The organism is Actinoallomurus bryophytorum (assembly GCF_006716425.1).
Taxonomy (GTDB): domain Bacteria; phylum Actinomycetota; class Actinomycetes; order Streptosporangiales; family Streptosporangiaceae; genus Actinoallomurus; species Actinoallomurus bryophytorum.
Map to the genome: position 1 here is coordinate 5900884 of NZ_VFOZ01000001.1, position 17081 is coordinate 5917964.

19 protein-coding genes are annotated in these 17081 nt (G+C 71.2%); 7 read left to right on the forward strand and 12 right to left on the reverse strand.

From position 1 onward, the window contains the following. Nucleotides 1-79: 79 nt before the first annotated feature. Nucleotides 80-649 carry a hypothetical protein gene (locus tag FB559_RS27620; RefSeq protein ID WP_141959066.1) on the forward strand — a complete coding sequence of 190 codons (570 nt, stop codon included), beginning with the start codon at nucleotides 80-82 and terminating at the stop codon, nucleotides 647-649. Nucleotides 650-665: 16 nt separating this feature from the next. On the opposite strand, the gene FB559_RS27625 is transcribed toward FB559_RS27620, so the two are convergent. Beyond that, nucleotides 666-1295: a hypothetical protein gene (locus tag FB559_RS27625; protein ID WP_141959068.1), complete on the reverse strand. Its 630-nt coding sequence runs from the start codon at nucleotides 1293-1295 to the stop codon at nucleotides 666-668. 114 nt (nucleotides 1296-1409) lie between these two features. Beyond that, nucleotides 1410-1835: a peptide-methionine (R)-S-oxide reductase MsrB gene (gene msrB, locus FB559_RS27630; protein ID WP_141959070.1), complete on the reverse strand. Its 426-nt coding sequence runs from the start codon at nucleotides 1833-1835 to the stop codon at nucleotides 1410-1412. An 89-nt stretch (nucleotides 1836-1924) separates the two neighbouring features. Between msrB and ligD the strand changes: the two genes are divergently transcribed. Beyond that, entirely contained in the window at nucleotides 1925-2974 is a 1050-nt protein-coding gene (gene ligD, locus FB559_RS27635; protein ID WP_141959072.1) for a non-homologous end-joining DNA ligase, read from the forward strand. Between the two features lie 274 nt (nucleotides 2975-3248). Here the strand turns inward: ligD and FB559_RS27640 are convergent, their stop codons facing one another. Both FB559_RS27640 and FB559_RS46310 read right to left on the reverse strand, forming a co-directional pair. Next, a complete protein-coding gene (locus tag FB559_RS27640; RefSeq protein WP_141959074.1) occupies nucleotides 3249-4307 on the reverse strand; it encodes an ATP-dependent DNA ligase in 1059 nt (352 codons plus the stop codon). Nucleotides 4308-4312: 5 nt separating this feature from the next. Further along, nucleotides 4313-4444: a hypothetical protein gene (locus tag FB559_RS46310; protein ID WP_281286292.1), complete on the reverse strand. Its 132-nt coding sequence runs from the start codon at nucleotides 4442-4444 to the stop codon at nucleotides 4313-4315. Nucleotides 4445-4495: 51 nt separating this feature from the next. On the opposite strand from FB559_RS46310, the gene FB559_RS27645 reads away from it, so the two are divergent. From FB559_RS27645 to FB559_RS27660, 3 genes are all read left to right on the forward strand, one after another. Next, entirely contained in the window at nucleotides 4496-5512 is a 1017-nt protein-coding gene (locus tag FB559_RS27645) for an alpha/beta fold hydrolase (RefSeq protein WP_141959076.1), read from the forward strand. 241 nt (nucleotides 5513-5753) lie between these two features. Continuing rightward, nucleotides 5754-6557 (forward strand): hypothetical protein, encoded by an 804-nt coding sequence (locus FB559_RS27655; RefSeq protein WP_246122119.1) that lies wholly within the window; start codon nucleotides 5754-5756, stop codon nucleotides 6555-6557. Beyond that, the gene (locus FB559_RS27660) at nucleotides 6554-7549 is read left to right on the forward strand and encodes an LLM class flavin-dependent oxidoreductase (protein ID WP_141959078.1); all 996 of its coding nucleotides are present in this window, start codon (nucleotides 6554-6556) and stop codon (nucleotides 7547-7549) included. The genes FB559_RS27655 and FB559_RS27660 overlap by 4 nt, the downstream gene beginning before the upstream one ends. Nucleotides 7550-7574: 25 nt before the next feature. Here the strand turns inward: FB559_RS27660 and FB559_RS27665 are convergent, their stop codons facing one another. Continuing rightward, the gene (locus FB559_RS27665) at nucleotides 7575-8288 is read right to left on the reverse strand and encodes a dihydrofolate reductase family protein (RefSeq protein WP_141959080.1); all 714 of its coding nucleotides are present in this window, start codon (nucleotides 8286-8288) and stop codon (nucleotides 7575-7577) included. Nucleotides 8289-8410: 122 nt separating this feature from the next. Between FB559_RS27665 and FB559_RS27670 the strand changes: the two genes are divergently transcribed. After that, nucleotides 8411-8821: a hypothetical protein gene (locus FB559_RS27670; protein ID WP_141959083.1), complete on the forward strand. Its 411-nt coding sequence runs from the start codon at nucleotides 8411-8413 to the stop codon at nucleotides 8819-8821. Here the strand turns inward: FB559_RS27670 and glgX are convergent. Continuing rightward, on the reverse strand, nucleotides 8802-10916 hold the full coding sequence (glgX, locus tag FB559_RS27675) for a glycogen debranching protein GlgX (protein ID WP_141959085.1): 2115 nt from the start codon (nucleotides 10914-10916) through the stop codon (nucleotides 8802-8804). The two genes, FB559_RS27670 and glgX, sit on opposite strands and share 20 nt — an antisense overlap. 269 nt (nucleotides 10917-11185) lie before the next feature. On the opposite strand from glgX, the gene FB559_RS27680 reads away from it, so the two are divergent. Beyond that, nucleotides 11186-11764 (forward strand): dihydrofolate reductase family protein, encoded by a 579-nt coding sequence (locus FB559_RS27680; RefSeq protein WP_221640200.1) that lies wholly within the window; start codon nucleotides 11186-11188, stop codon nucleotides 11762-11764. Between the two features lie 50 nt (nucleotides 11765-11814). Here the strand turns inward: FB559_RS27680 and FB559_RS27685 are convergent, their stop codons facing one another. The 6 genes from FB559_RS27685 to FB559_RS27710 form a co-directional block, all read right to left on the reverse strand. Continuing rightward, nucleotides 11815-13083: an MFS transporter gene (locus tag FB559_RS27685; RefSeq protein WP_221640201.1), complete on the reverse strand. Its 1269-nt coding sequence runs from the start codon at nucleotides 13081-13083 to the stop codon at nucleotides 11815-11817. A 54-nt stretch (nucleotides 13084-13137) separates the two neighbouring features. Further along, a complete protein-coding gene (locus FB559_RS27690) occupies nucleotides 13138-13995 on the reverse strand; it encodes an ArsR/SmtB family transcription factor (protein WP_141959087.1) in 858 nt (285 codons plus the stop codon). Nucleotides 13996-14046: 51 nt separating this feature from the next. Then, nucleotides 14047-15348, reverse strand: a complete 1302-nt coding sequence (locus FB559_RS27695; protein WP_221640202.1) for a phosphodiester glycosidase family protein — start codon at nucleotides 15346-15348, stop codon at nucleotides 14047-14049. A gap of 91 nt (nucleotides 15349-15439) precedes the next feature. After that, nucleotides 15440-15760, reverse strand: a complete 321-nt coding sequence (locus FB559_RS27700) for a DUF6510 family protein (protein ID WP_141959091.1) — start codon at nucleotides 15758-15760, stop codon at nucleotides 15440-15442. 1 nt (nucleotide 15761) lies between these two features. Next, nucleotides 15762-16508 (reverse strand): ferredoxin reductase, encoded by a 747-nt coding sequence (locus FB559_RS27705; protein ID WP_141959093.1) that lies wholly within the window; start codon nucleotides 16506-16508, stop codon nucleotides 15762-15764. Next, nucleotides 16478-17077 (reverse strand): sulfite oxidase-like oxidoreductase, encoded by a 600-nt coding sequence (locus FB559_RS27710; protein ID WP_141959095.1) that lies wholly within the window; start codon nucleotides 17075-17077, stop codon nucleotides 16478-16480. Before FB559_RS27710 ends, FB559_RS27705 begins: the two co-directional genes overlap by 31 nt. Between the last annotated feature and the right edge of the window lie 4 nt (nucleotides 17078-17081).

Below are 17081 nucleotides of genomic sequence, written 5' to 3' on the forward strand. Positions count from 1 at the left end.
GCCGTCCCCGTGGTCTGCACGATTATCCGAAAGGCGGCAGAGGCCGCCGCCATCTTCGGGAACCACGCGGGGGAGCAAGGTGAGCGGAGTACGGCAGGTGAGGGGCCGGCATGCCCGGGACGGGCTGCCGGATACGACGCGGACGCCGGCGGAGTCGCGGCGCAGCCACCTGGCGCTGGCCGGCGGGGCCGGTCTGGCCGTGACGATGGCGGCCGCGCTGATCGCGTTCGCCGCGCTGATCCCGTCCGGCTCCGGCGGGGCGCCGAAAGCGGCCGCGGTCAACGTCCTGGGCGGTCGGCCCGCTGCTCCCGTGGCGCCCGCCGCGGCCGCGCCGCCACGGCCCGCGCACGCGATGCGGGGCGGCGACCAGGCGGTGCTCGCCTACTTCGAGGACCGTGACCCACTGAGCGCCGCACACGTCACCGAGGCCGTGTGGACCGGGCCGATGCTGCGCGTCTACACCGACCTTCCCGCCGGGGACGCCGACTCGAAGACGGCGGTCGGCCTGTGCGAGACCGCCGCGGCGTACCTCACGGCCCGCGACCGGATCCCGGAGGTGTTCGTCCACGCCGACCGCGACGCCGGCTACCCGGTGCTGGCCAACAAGATGGACGCACGGGACGACTGCCGCCTCGCCCGGGTGCCCTGATCCTTCGCGGAGGCCCTCAGCGCGGCTCGTGCCGGTCGAGGTTCCAGTGGCGTACGACGCCGCACAGCCAGCCTTCGGTGTGCTGCGTCACCGTGAAGCGGCTGATGGTGCGCTGGCCACCCTCGTGATCGCCGTAGAGCAGGTCGACAGTGAAGGCGGTGCCGTCGTCGATCGCCTTGGCCAGGGCCGCCTGGTCGGTCCGTTCGCTGTCGCGGTACGCGCCGTGCCAGAACCCGATCCCGCCGGGAGGGACGTACAGGTCGCGGCCCTGCGCGCGGAAGTCCTCCACGGCGGGCGCCGGATCCGAGGACGTGAGGCGGTCCGCCGTGGAGAGCCAGCCCCGCAGAACGGCGATTCCCGACCCCAGGTTACGGAGCGGAATGGCCAGGTAGATGGCGTCGTCCGTCACCTCGGCGTGGGCACGGCCGCCTTCGGTCTGTCCCCAGTGCCCGTCGTTCCACATGATCTTTTCGGGCGGGTCCTCGAGCCGGGAGGCCATGAGCACCGGACGCAGGCCGTTCTGCAGGGCGCGTTCGGCGGCACGTGTCGCTCGGTTCGCGGATCGTACGGATGCGAAGGTGGCGACCGCGAGGACGAGCGTGCCGCCACCGGTCGCGAGCGAGGAGACGGTCACCCAGTCGATCACGTTTGCGGAGCTTAGTCGCCTATCAGGGGGACACCGTGCTCGGCCCCGCCTTGCCGGAAATGCCGCGTCGGCGGGCGTGGCCCGCCGACGCCTGCCGCGAGAGAGCGGCCCGGCCTACGCCCCGGCCTCGTCCGATGACCGAGTGTCCGGCTGGTGACGCAGGCTCACCGAGTTGATGCAGTATCGCTGGTCGGTCGGGGTGGGGTAGCCCTCACCCTCGAACACGTGGCCGAGATGCGAGTCGCAGTTCGCGCAGCGCACCTCGATACGGACCATGCCGAGCGTTTCGTCCCGCAGGAGGGTCACCGCGTCGGACTCGGTCGGCTGGTAGAAGCTCGGCCAGCCGCAGTGTGAGTCGAACTTGGTGTCCGAGCGGAACAGCTCGGTGCCGCAGGCGCGGCAGCTGTAGACGCCGACGGTCTTGGTGGAGACGTACTCACCGGTCCAGGGGGCCTCGGTGCCGGCCTCGCGGAGTACGTGGTACTCCTCGGGCGACAGCTCGGCCTTCCACTCGTCGTTGGTCTTACGTATCACTGTCACACCCTTGTCAACAGTCGTCGGCAGGTCCCCATTCCGCGACGCGGGCCGTCTCGGGTGGCCGGCCCGGCCCGGGGGAGTAGCGTGCGGTTATGGCGTCCCCTTACGTGGAGATCCGGGTCGGAGATCGTCTCGTCAAGGTCACCAATCCGGACAAGGTCTACTTCCCCGCCCGGCAGGAGACCAAGCTGGATCTGGTCAACTACTACCTGTCCGTCGGCGACGGGATCCTGCGTGCGCTCCACGAGCGGCCCACGACGCTCGAACGCTGGCCGGGCGGGGTGTTCGAGGGGGCAAAGCTGTCCACCCGCGCGGACAACCGCGGTGACGCGTTCTTCCAGAAACGGATCCCGAAGAACACCCCGGACTGGATCCAGACGGCGCGGATCGCCTTTCCCAGCGGCCGGTCAGCGGACGAGCTGTGCCCGGTGGAGCTCGCGGACGTCGCGTGGGCGGCCAACCTCGGCACCGTCACCTTCCACCCCTGGCCCGTCCGCAGGTCCGACGTCGACCACCCGGACGAGCTGCGCATCGACCTGGACCCGCAGCCGGGCACCGACTTCGCCGACGCGAAGAAGGTCGCGCTCGGGCCGCTGCGCGAGATCCTCGGCGAGCTCGGCCACACCGGCTTCCCCAAGACCTCCGGCAACCGCGGCGTGCACGTCTACCTGCGCATCGAGCCGCGGTGGACCTTCACCGAGGTACGCCGGTCCGCGCTGGCCTTCGCCCGTGAGATCGAGCGGCGGATGCCGGACCTGGTCACCACGGCCTGGTGGAAGGAGGAGCGCGGGGAGAAGGTCTTCATCGACTTCAACCAGAACGCCCGCGACCGCACCATCGCCTCGGCCTACAGCGTGCGGCCGAAGCCGAACGCCCCCGTCTCCGCGCCGGTGACCTGGGACGAACTGGCCGACGTCGAGACCGACGACTTCACCATCGCGACGATGCCGGAGCGCTTCGCCAAGATCGGGGACCCGCACGCCACGATCGACGACCAGGCGTTCGGCCTGGAGCCACTGCTCGAATGGGCCGACCGCGACGAGCGCGACCACGGCCTCGGCGACATGCCGTACCCCCCCAACTACCCGAAGATGGAGGGCGAGCCCAAGCGCGTGCAGCCGAGCAAGGCGCGCAAGGACTGAGCCCGCACGGACCACGGCCCCGGCATCCTCCCGCGCGGAGGGTCCCGGGGCCGTGGCGTTCGTGGCGCCGGCTATGACCAGGACACGCCCCCGGTCCGGCTACGGCTGTCGTGCCCCGATTCCTGGAACTCCACGTGACTCTCCTCTCGACGGCGCCGGCGTCCCCGGACCTCACGGCCCCCGTCGGGGCGCGGCGTCCGGGTCAGCCGATCACGCCGGAGTTATGGAGTACATCCCGGAATTCGGTGATGCCACCCCGATTGACCGTGGCGGGTCAGCCGAGGATGTCGTCCAGGTCGTACGCCACCGGAACCTCGAGCTGGTCATAGCCGCAGGACTCGGGGGTGCGGTCCGGCCTCCAGCGGCGGAACCTCGCCGTGTGGCGGAATCTGCGGCCCTCCATCTGGTCGTAGGCGACCTCGCAGACCAGTTCCGGCCGTACCGCGACCCACGACAGGTCCTTCTTGGCGTTCCAGCGGGTGACGGCGCCCGGCATGCGGTCGGCGGTGGCGTCCGTCTGCCGGGCCCACTCGGCCCAGGGGTGGCCCTCCAGCTCGGTCATCCGGTACGGCGCCAGCTCGTCGACCAGCTCGGCGCGGCGCTTCATCGGGAACGACGCCGAGACGCCTACGTGCTGCAGCCGGTCGCCGTCGTAGAGGCCGAGCAGGAGCGACCCGACGATCGGCCCGGACTTGTGCCAGCGGAACCCGGCCACCACGCAGTCCGCGGTGCGCTCCGGCTTGACCTTGAACATCGCACGCTTGTCGGGCTCGTACGGCCCGGCCAGCGGCTTGGCGATCACGCCGTCCAGCCCGGCGCCCTCGAACTCCGAGAACCACCGCAGGCCCACGTCGTAGTCGTCGGTGGCCGGGGTCACGTGGACCGGCGCCTTCGCGTCGGCGAGGGCCGCGGTGAGCCGGGCCCGGCGTTCGCCGAAGGGCGTCTCCATCAGCGAGTCGTCGCCGAGCGCCAGGATGTCGAAGGCGACGAAGGCCGCCGGGGTCTGCTCGGCCAGGAGCTTGATGCGGGACGCCGCGGGGTGGATCCGCTGCTGCAGCACCTCGAACTCCAGGACGTGCCCCTGCCGCACGATGATCTCGCCGTCGAGCACGCACCGCTCGGGCAGCTCGCGGGCGAATCCCTCGACCAGTTCGGGGAAGTAACGGCCGAGCGGCTTGCCGTTGCGCCCCCGGATGTCCACCTCGTCCCCGTCACGGAACACGACCGCGCGGAAGCCGTCCCACTTCGGCTCGTACAGTAGGTCGCCGCGCGGCAACTCCTTGATCGCTTTGGCGAGCATCGGCGCGACCGGCGGGCTCACGGGGAGGTCCATGGCCTCTACTTCCTTACGTAGCGGAGGAAGACGAAGCCGTCCTCCTCGAGAACGTGGCCGAGCCGCGAGGGCATCGGCGGCATCGCCGGGCCGTTGGGCACGCGGGCCGCGTTTCCGGCGGTGAGCTGCGGCCTCATCGTAAGGCAGGCCTCCTTTACCGCGCTGGCCCGACGTGCCAGCCTGAGCGGGTGAGGGCGTCGATCAGATACTGCACCACGCCCGCCGGCCGGGTGGCCTACTCGACGACGGGCACGGGACCGCCGCTGCTCTGCGACTCCGGCTGGATCACCCATCTCCGCGGGCAGCTGGACCTGTTCTCCTTCGGCGGTTTCGTCGAGGGCCTGGCAGAACGGTTCACCGTGATCCGCTACGACAAGCCCGGTTGCGGCCTGTCGGACCGGGACGGCATCGATCTTTCGTTCGACGGGCAGGTGGCCGCGGCGCTGGCCGTGGTCGACGCGGTGGGCGCCCGCCGGTTCCGCGTGTTCGGCGCCTCGCAGGGAGCTCAGCTCGCCACCACGATCGCGGCGAGGTATCCGGAGCGGGTCGAGGCGCTCGTGGCGTACGGGATGTGCGCCAGCGGCCACGACCTGGCGCCCGCCGAGGTCAGGAAGTCGGTCGTGGATCTGGTGCGGGCACACTGGGGCATGGGGCTGAAGGCGCTGGCCGGGGCGTTCGTGACCGATCCCACGGCCGACGACGTGGCGGCGTTCACCAGGTTCCAGCGTGCGAGCTCCTCGGCGGCGGTGGCCGCGCACCTGCTCGAGGTGTACTACGAGACCGACATCAGGGCGGTGCTTCCGGCGATCCGGACGCCGACCGCGATCCTGCACCGCGAGGCCGACAGGGGCACGAGGTTCGAGCTGGGGCGTGAGGTCGCCGCGGGGATTCCCGGGGCGGTGCTGATCCCGCTGCCGGGCTCCAGCCATTTGTTCTACCACGGTGACTGGGCAGCGGTCCTGCAGGCGATACTCGCGTTCCTGTGCCCGCCCGCGCGCATGGCGGAGCGGCTCACGGACCGTGAGTTCGAGGTGGCCGAACTCGTCACCGAAGGGCTGACCAACCAGGCCATCGCCGGCCGCCTGTCCGTTGGGCCGCGAACGATCGAGACGCACGTGGAGAACATCCGGCGCAAGCTGCGGGTGCGTTCGCGCGCCCAGATCGCGGCGTGGGTGACCGAGCACCGGCTTCGCCGGCACCCCTGACCGGCATCCGGCGTCCGGCATACGGCGTCCGGCGTCCGGCGTCCGGCGTCCGGCGTCCGGCGTCCGGCGTCCGGCATCCGGCGTCCGGCATCCGGCATCCGGCGTCCGGCATCCGGCGTCCGGCATCCGTCGTTCGCCGGATGCCGCGCCTGCCGTCCGCGCGAACAGACCGCGACGGCGTGCGATGTACCCGTAATTCACCCGATGGCCGGCCCCGGCCGGCGGCCCTAGCGTGAACGACATGCCAAACGCATCACGACCGTCCCCTCCGGCCGCCGGCGGGCGACCGCCGCAGGGGGCGACGACTGCCCTGTCCGTCCCGTACCGCTTCCGCGGCCCGGCGGACAGCGCCAACGGCGGTTATATGTGCGGGCTCGTCGCCGGGTGCCTCGACGGCCCGGTGAGGGTCACGCTGCGCCGGCCGCCGCCGCTGGCCACACCGATGACCGTCGAACCCGCCGGCGAGGGTTCGGTACACGTCCTCCATGGCGGCGCGCTCGTGGCCGAGGCCGCCTCCGTGCCGGACGGCCCGGCGCCGCGCATACCCGGCACCGTCTCGATGGCCGAGGCCCGCGCGGCAGAGGGCCGCGCGCGGTACTTCCAAGATCCTGCGTATCCGGCCTGCTTCGTCTGCGGTACGGACCGGCGGCCGGGCGACGGCCTGCGAATCCTCCCCGGGCCCGTGACCGGCGGTGTCTTGTGGGCGGCACCCTGGACACCGGACGCCTCGACCGGGGACGGCAGCGGGAGCGTACGCCCGGAGATCGCCTGGGCGGCACTGGACTGTCCCAGCGGGATCGCCGCCGCCGAGGCCGACGACATCGGCCCGGACACCGCCATCCTGCTCGGCCGGATGACCGCAGGCCCCGCGGCGCTGCCCACGGTCGGCGACGAGTGCCAGGTGATCGGCTGGCCGATCGGCCGCGACGGCCGCAAGCTCACGGCCGGGTCGGCGCTGCTGGGATCGGACGGCGAGGTACTCGCGGTGGCCGAGACCGTGTGGATCACCGTCCCGCGCCCGGTCACGGGGGAGGGGGCGTCGTGACCGCGCGACGCGGCGTGGCGCTCACGCCGATGGAGACCCGGCGTGACGTCATCGTCAAGGCCGCGGTGCTGGCCGACGAGCTGGGGTACGAGACCTTCTCGGTACCCGAGGGATGGGGGCTGGACTCCACCCCGATACTGGCCGAGATCGCGCTACGGACCGCCAGGATCCGCCTCGCCTCGGGCATCCTGTCGGTGTGGGGACGCACCCCGGCGACGCTGGCCATGACCGCCGCCACCCTGCACCAGGTCAGCGAGGGGCGGTTCGTGCTGGGCCTGGGTGCCGGCACCAGGGCACTGGCCGAAGGGTTCCACGACACCCCGTTCGAGCGCCCGGCCGACAAGCTGCGTGACGCCGTGGCCGAGGTCCGCGCGCTGCTCGCCGGCGAGCCGGCCCGACTGCACCGCGTCCCCGGCGCGCGCCCGCTGCGGCTGGGCCTGCCACCCGCGCCCGGGATCCCCATCTGGGTCGCGGCGCTGGGCCCCCGTACGACCCGGGTGGCCGCCGAGCTCGGCGACGGCTGGATCCCCGCACTGGTGCCTCGAGACCGCCTCGCGTCCTGGGCGAGCGACCTCGGCCGGCTGCGGGAAGCGGCCGTCCCGGGCGCGGGAGCCTTCACCGTGGCGACCGGGCCCATCACCGTCGCCGACGAGAACCCCGATGCCGCGCGCGACATCGCCGCCGCGTGTACCGCCTGGTATCTGAGCGCCATGGGCGACGTCTACGCCCGGTCCGTGTCCAGTCAGGGCTATGCCACGCAGGTCGGCGCGATCATCGCCGCGAACCCGCGCCCGAGCCCGCGACGCGGGATCGTCCCGCCCGCCGCCCGGCCCGTACTCGACCAGCTCGCCGTGTACGGAACCCGCGATCAGGTCAGGGAGCTGTTCAAGCCGTGGGACGAGGCGGCCGACGTCGTCACGGCCCTTCTGCCGCCCGGCATTCCCTGGCCCACCATCGAGGCCACCCTCGTGGCCGCGGCTCCGCCCGGCTGAGCTCCCCGCACGTGACGGGGATGTCTCATCTCGCCCTCACGTAGCGGAGGAAGACGAAGTCGTCCTCCTCGAGAACGTGGCCGAGCCGCAGAGGCATCGGCGGCATCGCCGGGCCGTTGAGCACGCGGGCCGCGTCCCCGGCGGTGAGCTGCGGGCTCAACGTGAGGCAGAGCTCGTCGAGACGCCCGGCCGCGGCGAACTCGGCCAGCAGGCGCGGGCCGCCCTCGGTGAGCTGGCGGACCAGCCCGCGCTCGGCGAGGGCGTCCAGCGCGGCACCCGCGTCCGCCCACTCCCCGCCGGTGATGACCACCTCGGCGTGCTTCTCGCACGCTCGTACGCGATCCACCGGCGCCGACGGGCAGGTGACCACGATCGTCGGGGTGATGGCCTCGGTGAAGACCGGGGCCTCGAAGTCGAGGTCGAGGCCGCGCGAGATGATCGCCAGCGGCGGTGCCGGCGTCCGGTCCTTCCGCAGGTCGCCCCACCACTCGCGGGGGCGTACCGGACCGTACCCCTCAACGCGGACCGTGGCGGCTCCCACGATCACCACGTCGGCCAGGGCGCGCAGCAGCGACAGGAGCCGGCGGTCGGCGGGCCCGCCGAGTCCCTCCGTCCTGGCGCCGTCCGTCGCGGCGCCGTCCACGGAGGCCACCATGTTGGCCCGCAGCCAGGGCTCAGTGGCGGGATAGGCGTACGCCTCGGCGAGTTCCGCGCCGCCGGCCGGTTCGAGTCTGTGCATGACACCCAGGGTAGGCACATAAGGAGCCGTCACATCTTGCGACGGGATGGCTGCGTTCGGCTTATCAAATCGCGGTTTTACGGGAACACTTGGGGGCGGAGGTAGGGGAAAGGGGAGATGGCTTGGAGATCGCCGCCTTAGTGATGTGGTTGCTGACCGCCGCCGCGGGGCTCAGGCTCCTCGTGCGCTGGCTTTCCGAAGGAGGGCTGCGGCGGCAGGGGACCAAGGTCACCCGCTATCCCGCGGTCCTGGTCCTCGGACATCCCGCCCTCGCCGTGCTGGCCCTCGCGACCTGGGTGGTCTTTCTGCTCACCCGGCGTTCGGTCTACGCCTGGAGCGCGTTCGGCGTGCTCGTGCTCGTGGCCCTGCTGGGGTTCACCATGCTCACCCGGTGGCTCACCGGAGAGGGCGGCAAGCACGCGCGCGACGCCGAGCAGGGCTTTCCGGTCGTCGCCGTGGTGACGCACGGGGTGGTGGCGGCGACGACATTCGTGCTCGTGCTGCTCACGGCCATCACGGTGAGCCGCCGCTGAGCCGCCGCAGCAGGAGCAGCCCCCGGTCGACCACCTCGATCTCGTCGCGCGCCTTGACCGGCTCGGGGCCGGCGGGCAGGTCGGTGGCGGTGTCGAGGACGACCTCCCACTGCTCGCCGAAGCTCTCGTCCGGGAGACGGAAGGTGATGCTTTCGGAATGCGCGTTGAGCAGCAGCAGGAACGAATCGTCGCGCACCCGCTGGCCGCGTGTGTCGGGTTCGGTGATGGCGTCGCCGTTGAGGTAGACCGTGACCGCCCTGGCGTAGCCGGTGTGCCAGTCCGACTCCGTCATCTCCGTACCGGTCGGGGTCAGCCAAGCGATGTCGCGGGCGGCGTCCAGGGTGCCGCCGTACGCACGGCCCTGGAAGAACCGGCGGCGCCGGAACACCGGATGGTCACCGCGCAGCTCCGAGACCCGCCGGACGAAGCCGGTCAGGTCGTCGTCGCTTCGCCAGGACATCCAGGCCAGCTCGTTGTCCTGGCAGTAGGCGTTGTTGTTGCCCTGCTGGGTGCGGCTCAGCTCGTCGCCGTGGGAGATCATCGGCACGCCCTGCGAGAGGAACAGCGTGGCGATGAAGTTGCGCTTCTGCCGGCTGCGCAGCGCGCGGATCGCGGGGTCGGCGGTCTCGCCCTCGGCGCCGTGGTTCCACGACCGGTTGTCGTCGGTGCCGTCGCGGTTGTCCTCGCCGTTGGCCTCGTTGTGCTTGTGGTCGTAGGAGACGAGGTCGTTCAGGGTGAACCCGTCGTGGGCGGTCACGAAGTTGATCGAGGCGAGCGGCCGGCGGCCGTCGTCGGCGTACAGATCGCTGGAGCCGGTCAGGCGTGAGGCGAACTCCGGCAGGACGGGCTCACCACGCCAGAAGTCGCGGATCGAGTCGCGGTACTTGCCGTTCCACTCGGTCCACAGCGGCGGGAAGTTGCCGACCTGGTAGCCGCCCTCGCCGACGTCCCACGGCTCGGCGATCAGCTTGACCTGGGAGACGACCGGGTCCTGCTGGACCAGGTCGAAGAAGACCGACAGCCGGTCCACGTCGTGGAACTCCCGCGCCAGCGCGGACGCCAGGTCGAACCGGAAGCCGTCCACGTGCATCTCGATCACCCAGTAGCGCAGGGAGTCCATGATCAGCTGCAGGGAGTGCGGATGCCGGACGTTGAGGCTGTTGCCGCAGCCGGTGTAGTCCAGGTTGTAGCGCTTGTCGGTGTCGCTCAGGCGGTAGTAGGCGGCGTTGTCGATGCCGCGGAAGCTCAGGGTCGGGCCCAGGTGGTCGCCCTCGGCGGTGTGGTTGTAGACCACGTCGAGGATGACCTCGATGCCCGCCTCGTGCAGGGTGCGCACCATGGCCTTGAACTCCAGCACCTGCTCGCCGCGCTGGCCGGAGGAGGAGTAGGCGTTGTGCGGGGCGAAGAAGCCGACCGTGTTGTAGCCCCAGTAGTTCGACAGCCCGCGGGCGACGAGCCCGTGCTCGGCGACGTACTGGTGCACCGGCATCAGCTCGATCGCGGTCACGCCGAGCTCGATGAGGCGGTCGACCGTCGAGGGGTGGGCGAGGCCGGCGTACGTGCCGCGCTGGCTCTTGGGGATCTTCGGATGCAGCCGGGTGAGGCCCTTGACGTGCGCCTCGTAGATCACCGTCTCGTTGTACGGCGTGCGCGGCGCGCGGTCGTCGCCCCAGTCGAAGAACGGGTTGACCACGACGTTCTTCGGCATGTACGGGGCGCTGTCGTCGGTGTTCATCTCGCCCGGCGCGGCGAAATGATACGAGAAAACCGACTCATGCCAGGTGAGATCGCCGTCGACCGCCTTGCCGTACGGGTCGAGCAGCAGCTTGGCCGGGTTGCAGCGATCACCGGACTTCGGATCGTGCGGCCCGTGCACGCGGTAGCCGTACCGCTGGCCGGGGCCGACGCCCAGCACGTAACCGTGCCAGACGAAGCCGTCCACCTCGGGCAGGTCGAACCGCGTCTCCCGGCCGCGGTCGTCGAACAGGCACAGCTCGACGCGATCCGCCACCTCCGAGAACAGTGCGAAGTTCGTGCCGGTGCCGTCCCAGCTGGCACCCAGCGGGTAAGGCGTACCTGGCCACACTTCTTGCATCGCTCTCCTCGGCCTCCAACGGACACAACTCCGTAGATTGTTGCCCCACCCGGAGAAATATGCGAACGCGCTGTGCCGGCCCGGGGGGGCGACCCCCCGGAACCCCCCGATGTGGAGGGGCTCCGCCCCCTCACGCCCCCCCGCGGGCTGGGGTCGGGTGAAGAATTTTTCGTTCGCCCAAGCCGGTGTCCTGAGATGATCGCAGAGGGACTGTCTCCGTGTAGCGTTCCGCCCCGCTCACCGCAGGCGTCGAGCAGAGGAGAGTCGTCTTGTCTTCGACTGTGCTGTACATGTCCATGTCCCTCGACGGCTTCGTCGCAGGTCCCAATGAGCGGCCGGACAACGGGCTGGGGGACGGCGGAGAGCGCCTCCACGAATGGGTGGTGGGTGGCGATGGCGAACAGCTCGACGGCGGCGATCGTGAGGTTCTCGACGATTTTCTCTCCACCGGCGCGGTGCTCGCCGGCCGTGGGACCTTCGAACCGGCCGGAGGCTGGGGCGGGGACCATCACGACGGCGTGCCCATCTTCATCCTCAGCCGCCATCGGCCCGCTCCTCCGTACGCGGAGTGGCCCGCCGTCACCTACCTCTCCGATGTCGAGGACGCTGTACGCCGGGCCAAGGAGGCCGCCGGCGAGAAGAACGTGCTGGTCCACGGCGTAGGCACCGCCCAGCGCTGTCTCCTGGCGGGGCTCCTCGACGAGATAGAGATCCACCTGGTCCCGGTCCTGCTCGGTGAGGGCCGCAGGCTCTTCGAACACCTCGGCGCCGAGCACATCGAGCTGGAGACCATCCAGGTCGTCCGGGGGCGGGAAGTCACGCACCTGCGCTACCGCGTCCGCCGCTGACCCCGGCCGCCACCGGCGAGGGCCAGGGCCACCTGCGGATCGGCGTACGGTCACACCTTCTCGGGCACCGTCGCCGGATCCTCGCCGAACGTCACACTGTGCGCCTCACGGCCGAACGCGGTCAGCAGGATCACGGCGACCAGGGTCGGCGCGACGACCACCGCGAACGCGAACGGGTACCCGTGCGCGTCCGCGAGCCGTTCCTGGAGCGGCAGGTTGACCGCGGCGAGCAGGTTGCCGAGCTGGTAGGTCACGCCGGGATAGAAGCCGCGGATGGCGTCCGGTGACATCTCGGTGAGGTGGGCCGGGATGACGCCCCACGCGCCCTGCACGAAGAACTGCATGAGGAACGCGCTGACGGCGAGCAGCGCCGTCGCCTGGGAGTACGCGAACAGCGGCACCACCAGCAGTCCGAGCAGGCCCGCGCCGACGATGGCGCGGCGACGGCCGAAGCGCTGGGACAGCGCGCCGACGAAGACGCCACCGATGATCGCGCCGATGTTGTAGATGATCGCGATGTAGACGGCGTAGTGCGGGGAGTGGCCCAGGCCCTTCTTGAGGAACGTCGGGTAGATGTCCTGCGTGCCGTGGCTCATGAAGTTGAACGCCGTCATGAGGAGCACGAGGTAGAAGAACCGGACGAGCACCTTACGGTCGAAGAACACCTTGCGCAGCGGTGTGCGTGTCACCTGCAGGCGCTGGTTGGTGCGTTCCCACGCCTCCGACTCGCCCACGCGGTAGCGGATGTAGAGCGCGATGAGCCCGGGTACGGCGCCGAAGAAGAACAGCCCGCGCCAGCCGAAGATCGGCGTGATGACGAAGTAGGCGACCGCCGCGACCAGGTACCCGAACGAATAGCCCACCTGGAGCATCCCGGAGTAGAACCCGCGCTTGCTGACCGGGATCTTCTCCATGGCCAGCGAGGCACCGAGCCCCCACTCGCCGCCCATGCCGAGGCCGTACAGGAACCGCAGCGCCAGCAGCATGGTCAGCGAGGTCGAGAACCCGGAGGCGAACTCCACGGCCGAGTAGAACAGCACGTCGACCATGAGCGGGATGCGCCGGCCGACCTTGTCCGCCCAGATGCCGAACAGGTACGCGCCGAGCGGCCGCGCGACCAGCGTCAGCGTCGTCGCGACGGTGACTTTGGCGGCCGAGGTCCCGAACTCCTCGGCGACCTCGGTGATCACGAAGATGAGCAGGAAGTAGTCGAAGGCGTCCATCGTCCAGCCCAGCAGGGCGGCGAGGAACGCGTTGCGCTGGTCGCGGTCGAGGCCGGTGGCCTGGTCGCGGATGTCACTGAGCAGGGGGAAGCTCATATCGATCCTTCGTCCGTCCGTCGCTCCCAGGGGCCCACTACCCCGATTCGGGCGTCAAGATCTTCCGTGTTCGCGAAAAATACGCGGGGTGGCCGATCGGGCGGCGGCCTCGGGCTCCGGCATCAGGGCGGCACCGGTCTCGAGCAGCGACTTCAGGTCGCTGAGGATGTACGGCCAGCCGCCGCCCTCCTCCATCCGCTCGCCGGAGACCATCGAGGCGTGGATCGGCGCGCCCTCCAGATCGTGGGTCACGGTGAGCCTGGAGGTGTTCCCGGCGAGCGGCTCGATCTCCCAGGTGATCCGGGTGTACGGCTCGGCGGCCTGCCCCGGTTCGAGCAGCATCCGCCAGGTCTGGACCAGCCGGCGCGGCGGGTCCGCCTCGAGCACCTCGCCCTCGGCGACGACCTCCGGCATCCCCATCGCCCTCATGCCCGCGGTCGACGGCGAGCGGAACGCGCCACCCGGCCGCAGGTCGTACTCCGACGGTGCCCGATGGCCGTACCGGGCCGTCCAGGCCGGTGAGGTGACCGCCTCCCAGACCGCCTCCGGGACCGCCCTGAGGTGGACGCGGAACACCTGCGTGGTCGTGCCGGGCCGTTCCAGCCGTGCCTTGAGGCCGGCGAGCGCGGCGGCCCGCTGTTCGGTGTACTTGCCGATCCACCGGTCGTGGATCAGCCGGATCGGCACCGGGTTGAGGAAGTGGAGCTTTTCCCGCCCCGACCTGCGGCTGACGACGAGTCCGGCCTCCTCGAGGATCCGAAGGTGCTTCATGACGCCGAACCGGCTCATCTCCAGCTCCGACTCGAGCTCGCCCAGCGTCCGGCCGTCGCGCGCCAGGAGCCGGTCGAGCAGGAAGCGGCGGGTCGGGTCCGCGAGTGCCCGGAACACCGGAGCGTCGTCGTCGCCTGTCATGCGAAGGAAAATAGGTGACCGTTTGGTCACGCGTCAATTCGCGTCCAGGCCTCAGCGCCGGACGAAGACGCCGATGCCGTTGGCGACGGCGCGCTCCCTGCGACCGGACGGGAGGTTGCGTACGGAGACGACGGGCTCCCCGGGGACGCGCAGGGCGAGGGTCGAGGATCCGCCGCCGTCCAGGTTCATCGCGTCGTCCGCGCCGATGCGGCGGAGCAGGGTGGACAGCCCGGCGAGGGTCAGCCCGGTGCTCACGGCCGAGCGCCCGTTCACGACGACGAGGTAGAGGTGCCGGCCGTCCCGGCTCACCCCGGCGGCCGTACGAGCGGTGCGGACGGCGGAGTCCAGGCCGGACGGCGGCCTGCCGTTCCGCAGGACGGCGAAGCCGCCCACCGCGAAGCGGAGGTGCCCGGCTCCGGTCAGGTGGTACGCGACGCGTACGCGGTCGCCGGGCCGCAGCCGCCGCAGCGTGACGGCCCCGGCCTCCCGCCCGACCAGCACGGTCGTGTCCGGCGGGATCGTGCCCGCGCCGATGGCGTGGCCGACCCGCGTCACCACTCCGCGCCGTACGGTCGCCTCGGCGGTGTCGGCGCTGCACGGGGCCCTGCGCACGGTGTCGGTCCCGCACACCGCACGGAGCCGGGAGACCGCGCCCCAGCGGCCGGTGAAGGCGCCGACCCCGCCGACCGGCAGCGCGTACTGGTTGAGCCCGCGCAGCGGGATCCGCAGCCGCCCGTCCGCGGGCAGCGGGTCACGCCCGGAGACGCGCAGAGTGTCGATGGGCGGCGGATCCGGGGGGAGGGGCGCGATCGGCCCGTCGACGCTGACGCTCCCGGTCAGGCGCAGAGTGGCCAGCCGGCCCGTACGGTCCGAACCCACCCCGATGACCTCCTCGGTGGTCGCGCCCACGGGCGGGAGCGGGCCGAACCGCTGCCCGTCGGGCACGGCTCCCTTGCGCAGCCTGCCGTCAGCGATCTCCGGCCCGACTGCGGATCCCGTCGGCGGCACTCCCGGATGGACCTCGCTGATGTTGAAGAAGTCGCCGTTCACACCCGCCACGGCGTGCTGGGCGTGGGCCATGAGCGAGACCGGCTCGCGCGCCGCCACGACGGGCGGGTGGAGCAGCCCCACCGTCACATGGGGGTCGCGCAGGTCGACGTCGAGCAGGTCACCGAGCACCGGACCGGCGGAACCTCTCGCCTGGAAGACGCGGAAGACCACCCCGGGCCAGACCGGCCAGGTGCCGGTGTAGCGCAGAGCGGGCGCGGCGCGGACCGGAGCGGGCACCGCGAGGACGGCACCGCTCGTCAGCAGCACGGACAGCACTCCGCCGAACGCCGTCCTCCTCGACACCGTTCTTCTCAACACCGCCACGCCCTTCACACGGGTAAGAGTCCCGTTGATCATGACGCAGCCGCCGGCGCGACCAGGACGTGACGTGCGGTTATGGAGTGTCCGCCACAATCGCGTCACCGTGACGAACCTCGTGGACGGGGGAAGGCGCCGCCAGTGGGATGCGCAAGGAGACGGTGCCGCGCAGGTCGAGCCAGGCGCTGTCCGGCGTACGGACCAGGCGGAGGATCACTTCCTCGCACCCGGGGCAGCGCGCCACCAGGCCGGGTGCGTGGGTGTAGACCCGCAGGGTGGCGAGCGGGCCGGTCGCCGCGCAGTGCACGCAGCGGATCACCGCCATGGTGACGTCGACGCTGAAGATCTCGCTCAGCGGGCCGGCCAGGGTGTTGCCGTCTTCGTAGTCGCCGGTCACGTCAGCCTCCACTCGGACCGAATCGCTCGGTCTTGATCCTGCGTGCGTCGTGGCCGAGGGCGATCAGGATCTCGGCGGCCGTCTCCACGAAACCGGTCGGTCCGCAGACGAAGCAGTCCGGTGCGAAGTCGGCGGGCCACCCGTTGGTGTTCAGGTCGGCCACCGTGAGGCGGCCGGGCGGCCGTGAGAAGCCCTCCGGGGTCCGGCGGGTGTAGAGGTAGGTCACGTCCAGGCCGGGCTGCGGGCGGCGCAGCTCGTCGGTGTAGTAACGGTCGTCCGCCGTGCGTACGGAGTGGATGAGCCGCATCGGGGTGCGTGCGCTCGCCTCGCGGCGGGCGCGGATCATCGCCATGAGCGGGACGATGCCCGAGCCACCGGCCACCAGCAGGACGGGAGCGGCCGTGTCCGCGGGCCGCCAGACGAAGTAGCCGCCGACCGGGCCGCGGATCTCGACGGGATCGCCGGGCGAGAGTCCCTCGGTCAGGTACGGGGAGACCTCTCCGTCGGCGACGTCCTGCACGGTGAGCTCGAGCCGGTCGCCGTCGGCGGGCGCGGCGAGGGAGTAGCTGCGCTGGGTGCTGTAGCCGTCCTCGGCGGTGAGACGCACGTCCACGTGCTGTCCGGCCAGGTGCCCCGGCCAGCCCGGCACGTCGAACACCAGCGTGCGGGCCGAGGGGTTCTCCTCACGCGAGGAGACCAGCCGGGCGACGCGCCAGGTCAGTCGCCCTGATACCGCTGCTCGCGCCATGGGTCTCCGTAGTCGTGGTAGCCGGCGGTCTCCCAGAATCCCGGCTCGTCCTGGTCGAGCAGCTGGATGCCGCGCACCCACTTGGCGGACTTCCAGAAGTACAGGTGCGGGACCAGGAGCCGTGCCGGGCCGCCGTGCTCGGCGCGCAGGTCGTCGCCGTCGTAGCGGTAGACGATCCATGCCTGGCCGTCCAGCAGGTCATCCAGCGGCAGGTTCGTCGTGTAGCCCCCGTAGGCCTGCACGAGCGCGTAGTCCGCCGCGGTGTCCACGTCCTCCAGCAGCGTGTCCAGGGACACGCCCTGCCACTCGGTGCCGAGCTTGGACCACTTCGTGACGCAGTGGATGTCCACCGTCGGCGTCTCACTGGGCAGGGCGAGCAGATCCTGCCAGGACCAGCTGTGCTTCTGCCCGAGCTCGGTGGTGATCACGAACTCCCACTTTTCGAGCGGGACGTGCTGCGTCGGCCCGGCGGTCAGCACCGGGAAGTCCTCGGTCAGGTACTGGCCGGGGGGCAGCTTGACGGCGGTGTCGCGCCGCCGGCCGTGAAACCCCGGTGAGACGATCCCCATGGCC

What these genes read in the sequence shown, in the direction of transcription:
- FB559_RS27685 (WP_221640201.1), bottom strand. Translation starts at nt 13,083, where the DNA reads ATGAGCTTCCCCCTGCTCAGTGACATCCGCGACCAGGCCACCGGCCTC.
- FB559_RS27690 (WP_141959087.1), bottom strand. Translation starts at nt 13,995, where the DNA reads ATGACAGGCGACGACGACGCTCCGGTGTTCCGGGCACTCGCGGACCCG.
- FB559_RS27665 (WP_141959080.1), bottom strand. Translation starts at nt 8,288, where the DNA reads ATGCACAGACTCGAACCGGCCGGCGGCGCGGAACTCGCCGAGGCGTAC.
- FB559_RS27705 (WP_141959093.1), bottom strand. Translation starts at nt 16,508, where the DNA reads ATGGCGCGAGCAGCGGTATCAGGGCGACTGACCTGGCGCGTCGCCCGG.
- FB559_RS46310 (WP_281286292.1), bottom strand. Translation starts at nt 4,444, where the DNA reads ATGAGGCCGCAGCTCACCGCCGGAAACGCGGCCCGCGTGCCCAACGGC.
- FB559_RS27710 (WP_141959095.1), bottom strand. Translation starts at nt 17,077, where the DNA reads ATGGGGATCGTCTCACCGGGGTTTCACGGCCGGCGGCGCGACACCGCC.
- ligD (WP_141959072.1), top strand. Translation starts at nt 1,925, where the DNA reads ATGGCGTCCCCTTACGTGGAGATCCGGGTCGGAGATCGTCTCGTCAAG.
- FB559_RS27640 (WP_141959074.1), bottom strand. Translation starts at nt 4,307, where the DNA reads ATGGACCTCCCCGTGAGCCCGCCGGTCGCGCCGATGCTCGCCAAAGCG.
- glgX (WP_141959085.1), bottom strand. Translation starts at nt 10,916, where the DNA reads ATGCAAGAAGTGTGGCCAGGTACGCCTTACCCGCTGGGTGCCAGCTGG.
- FB559_RS27655 (WP_246122119.1), top strand. Translation starts at nt 5,754, where the DNA reads ATGCCAAACGCATCACGACCGTCCCCTCCGGCCGCCGGCGGGCGACCG.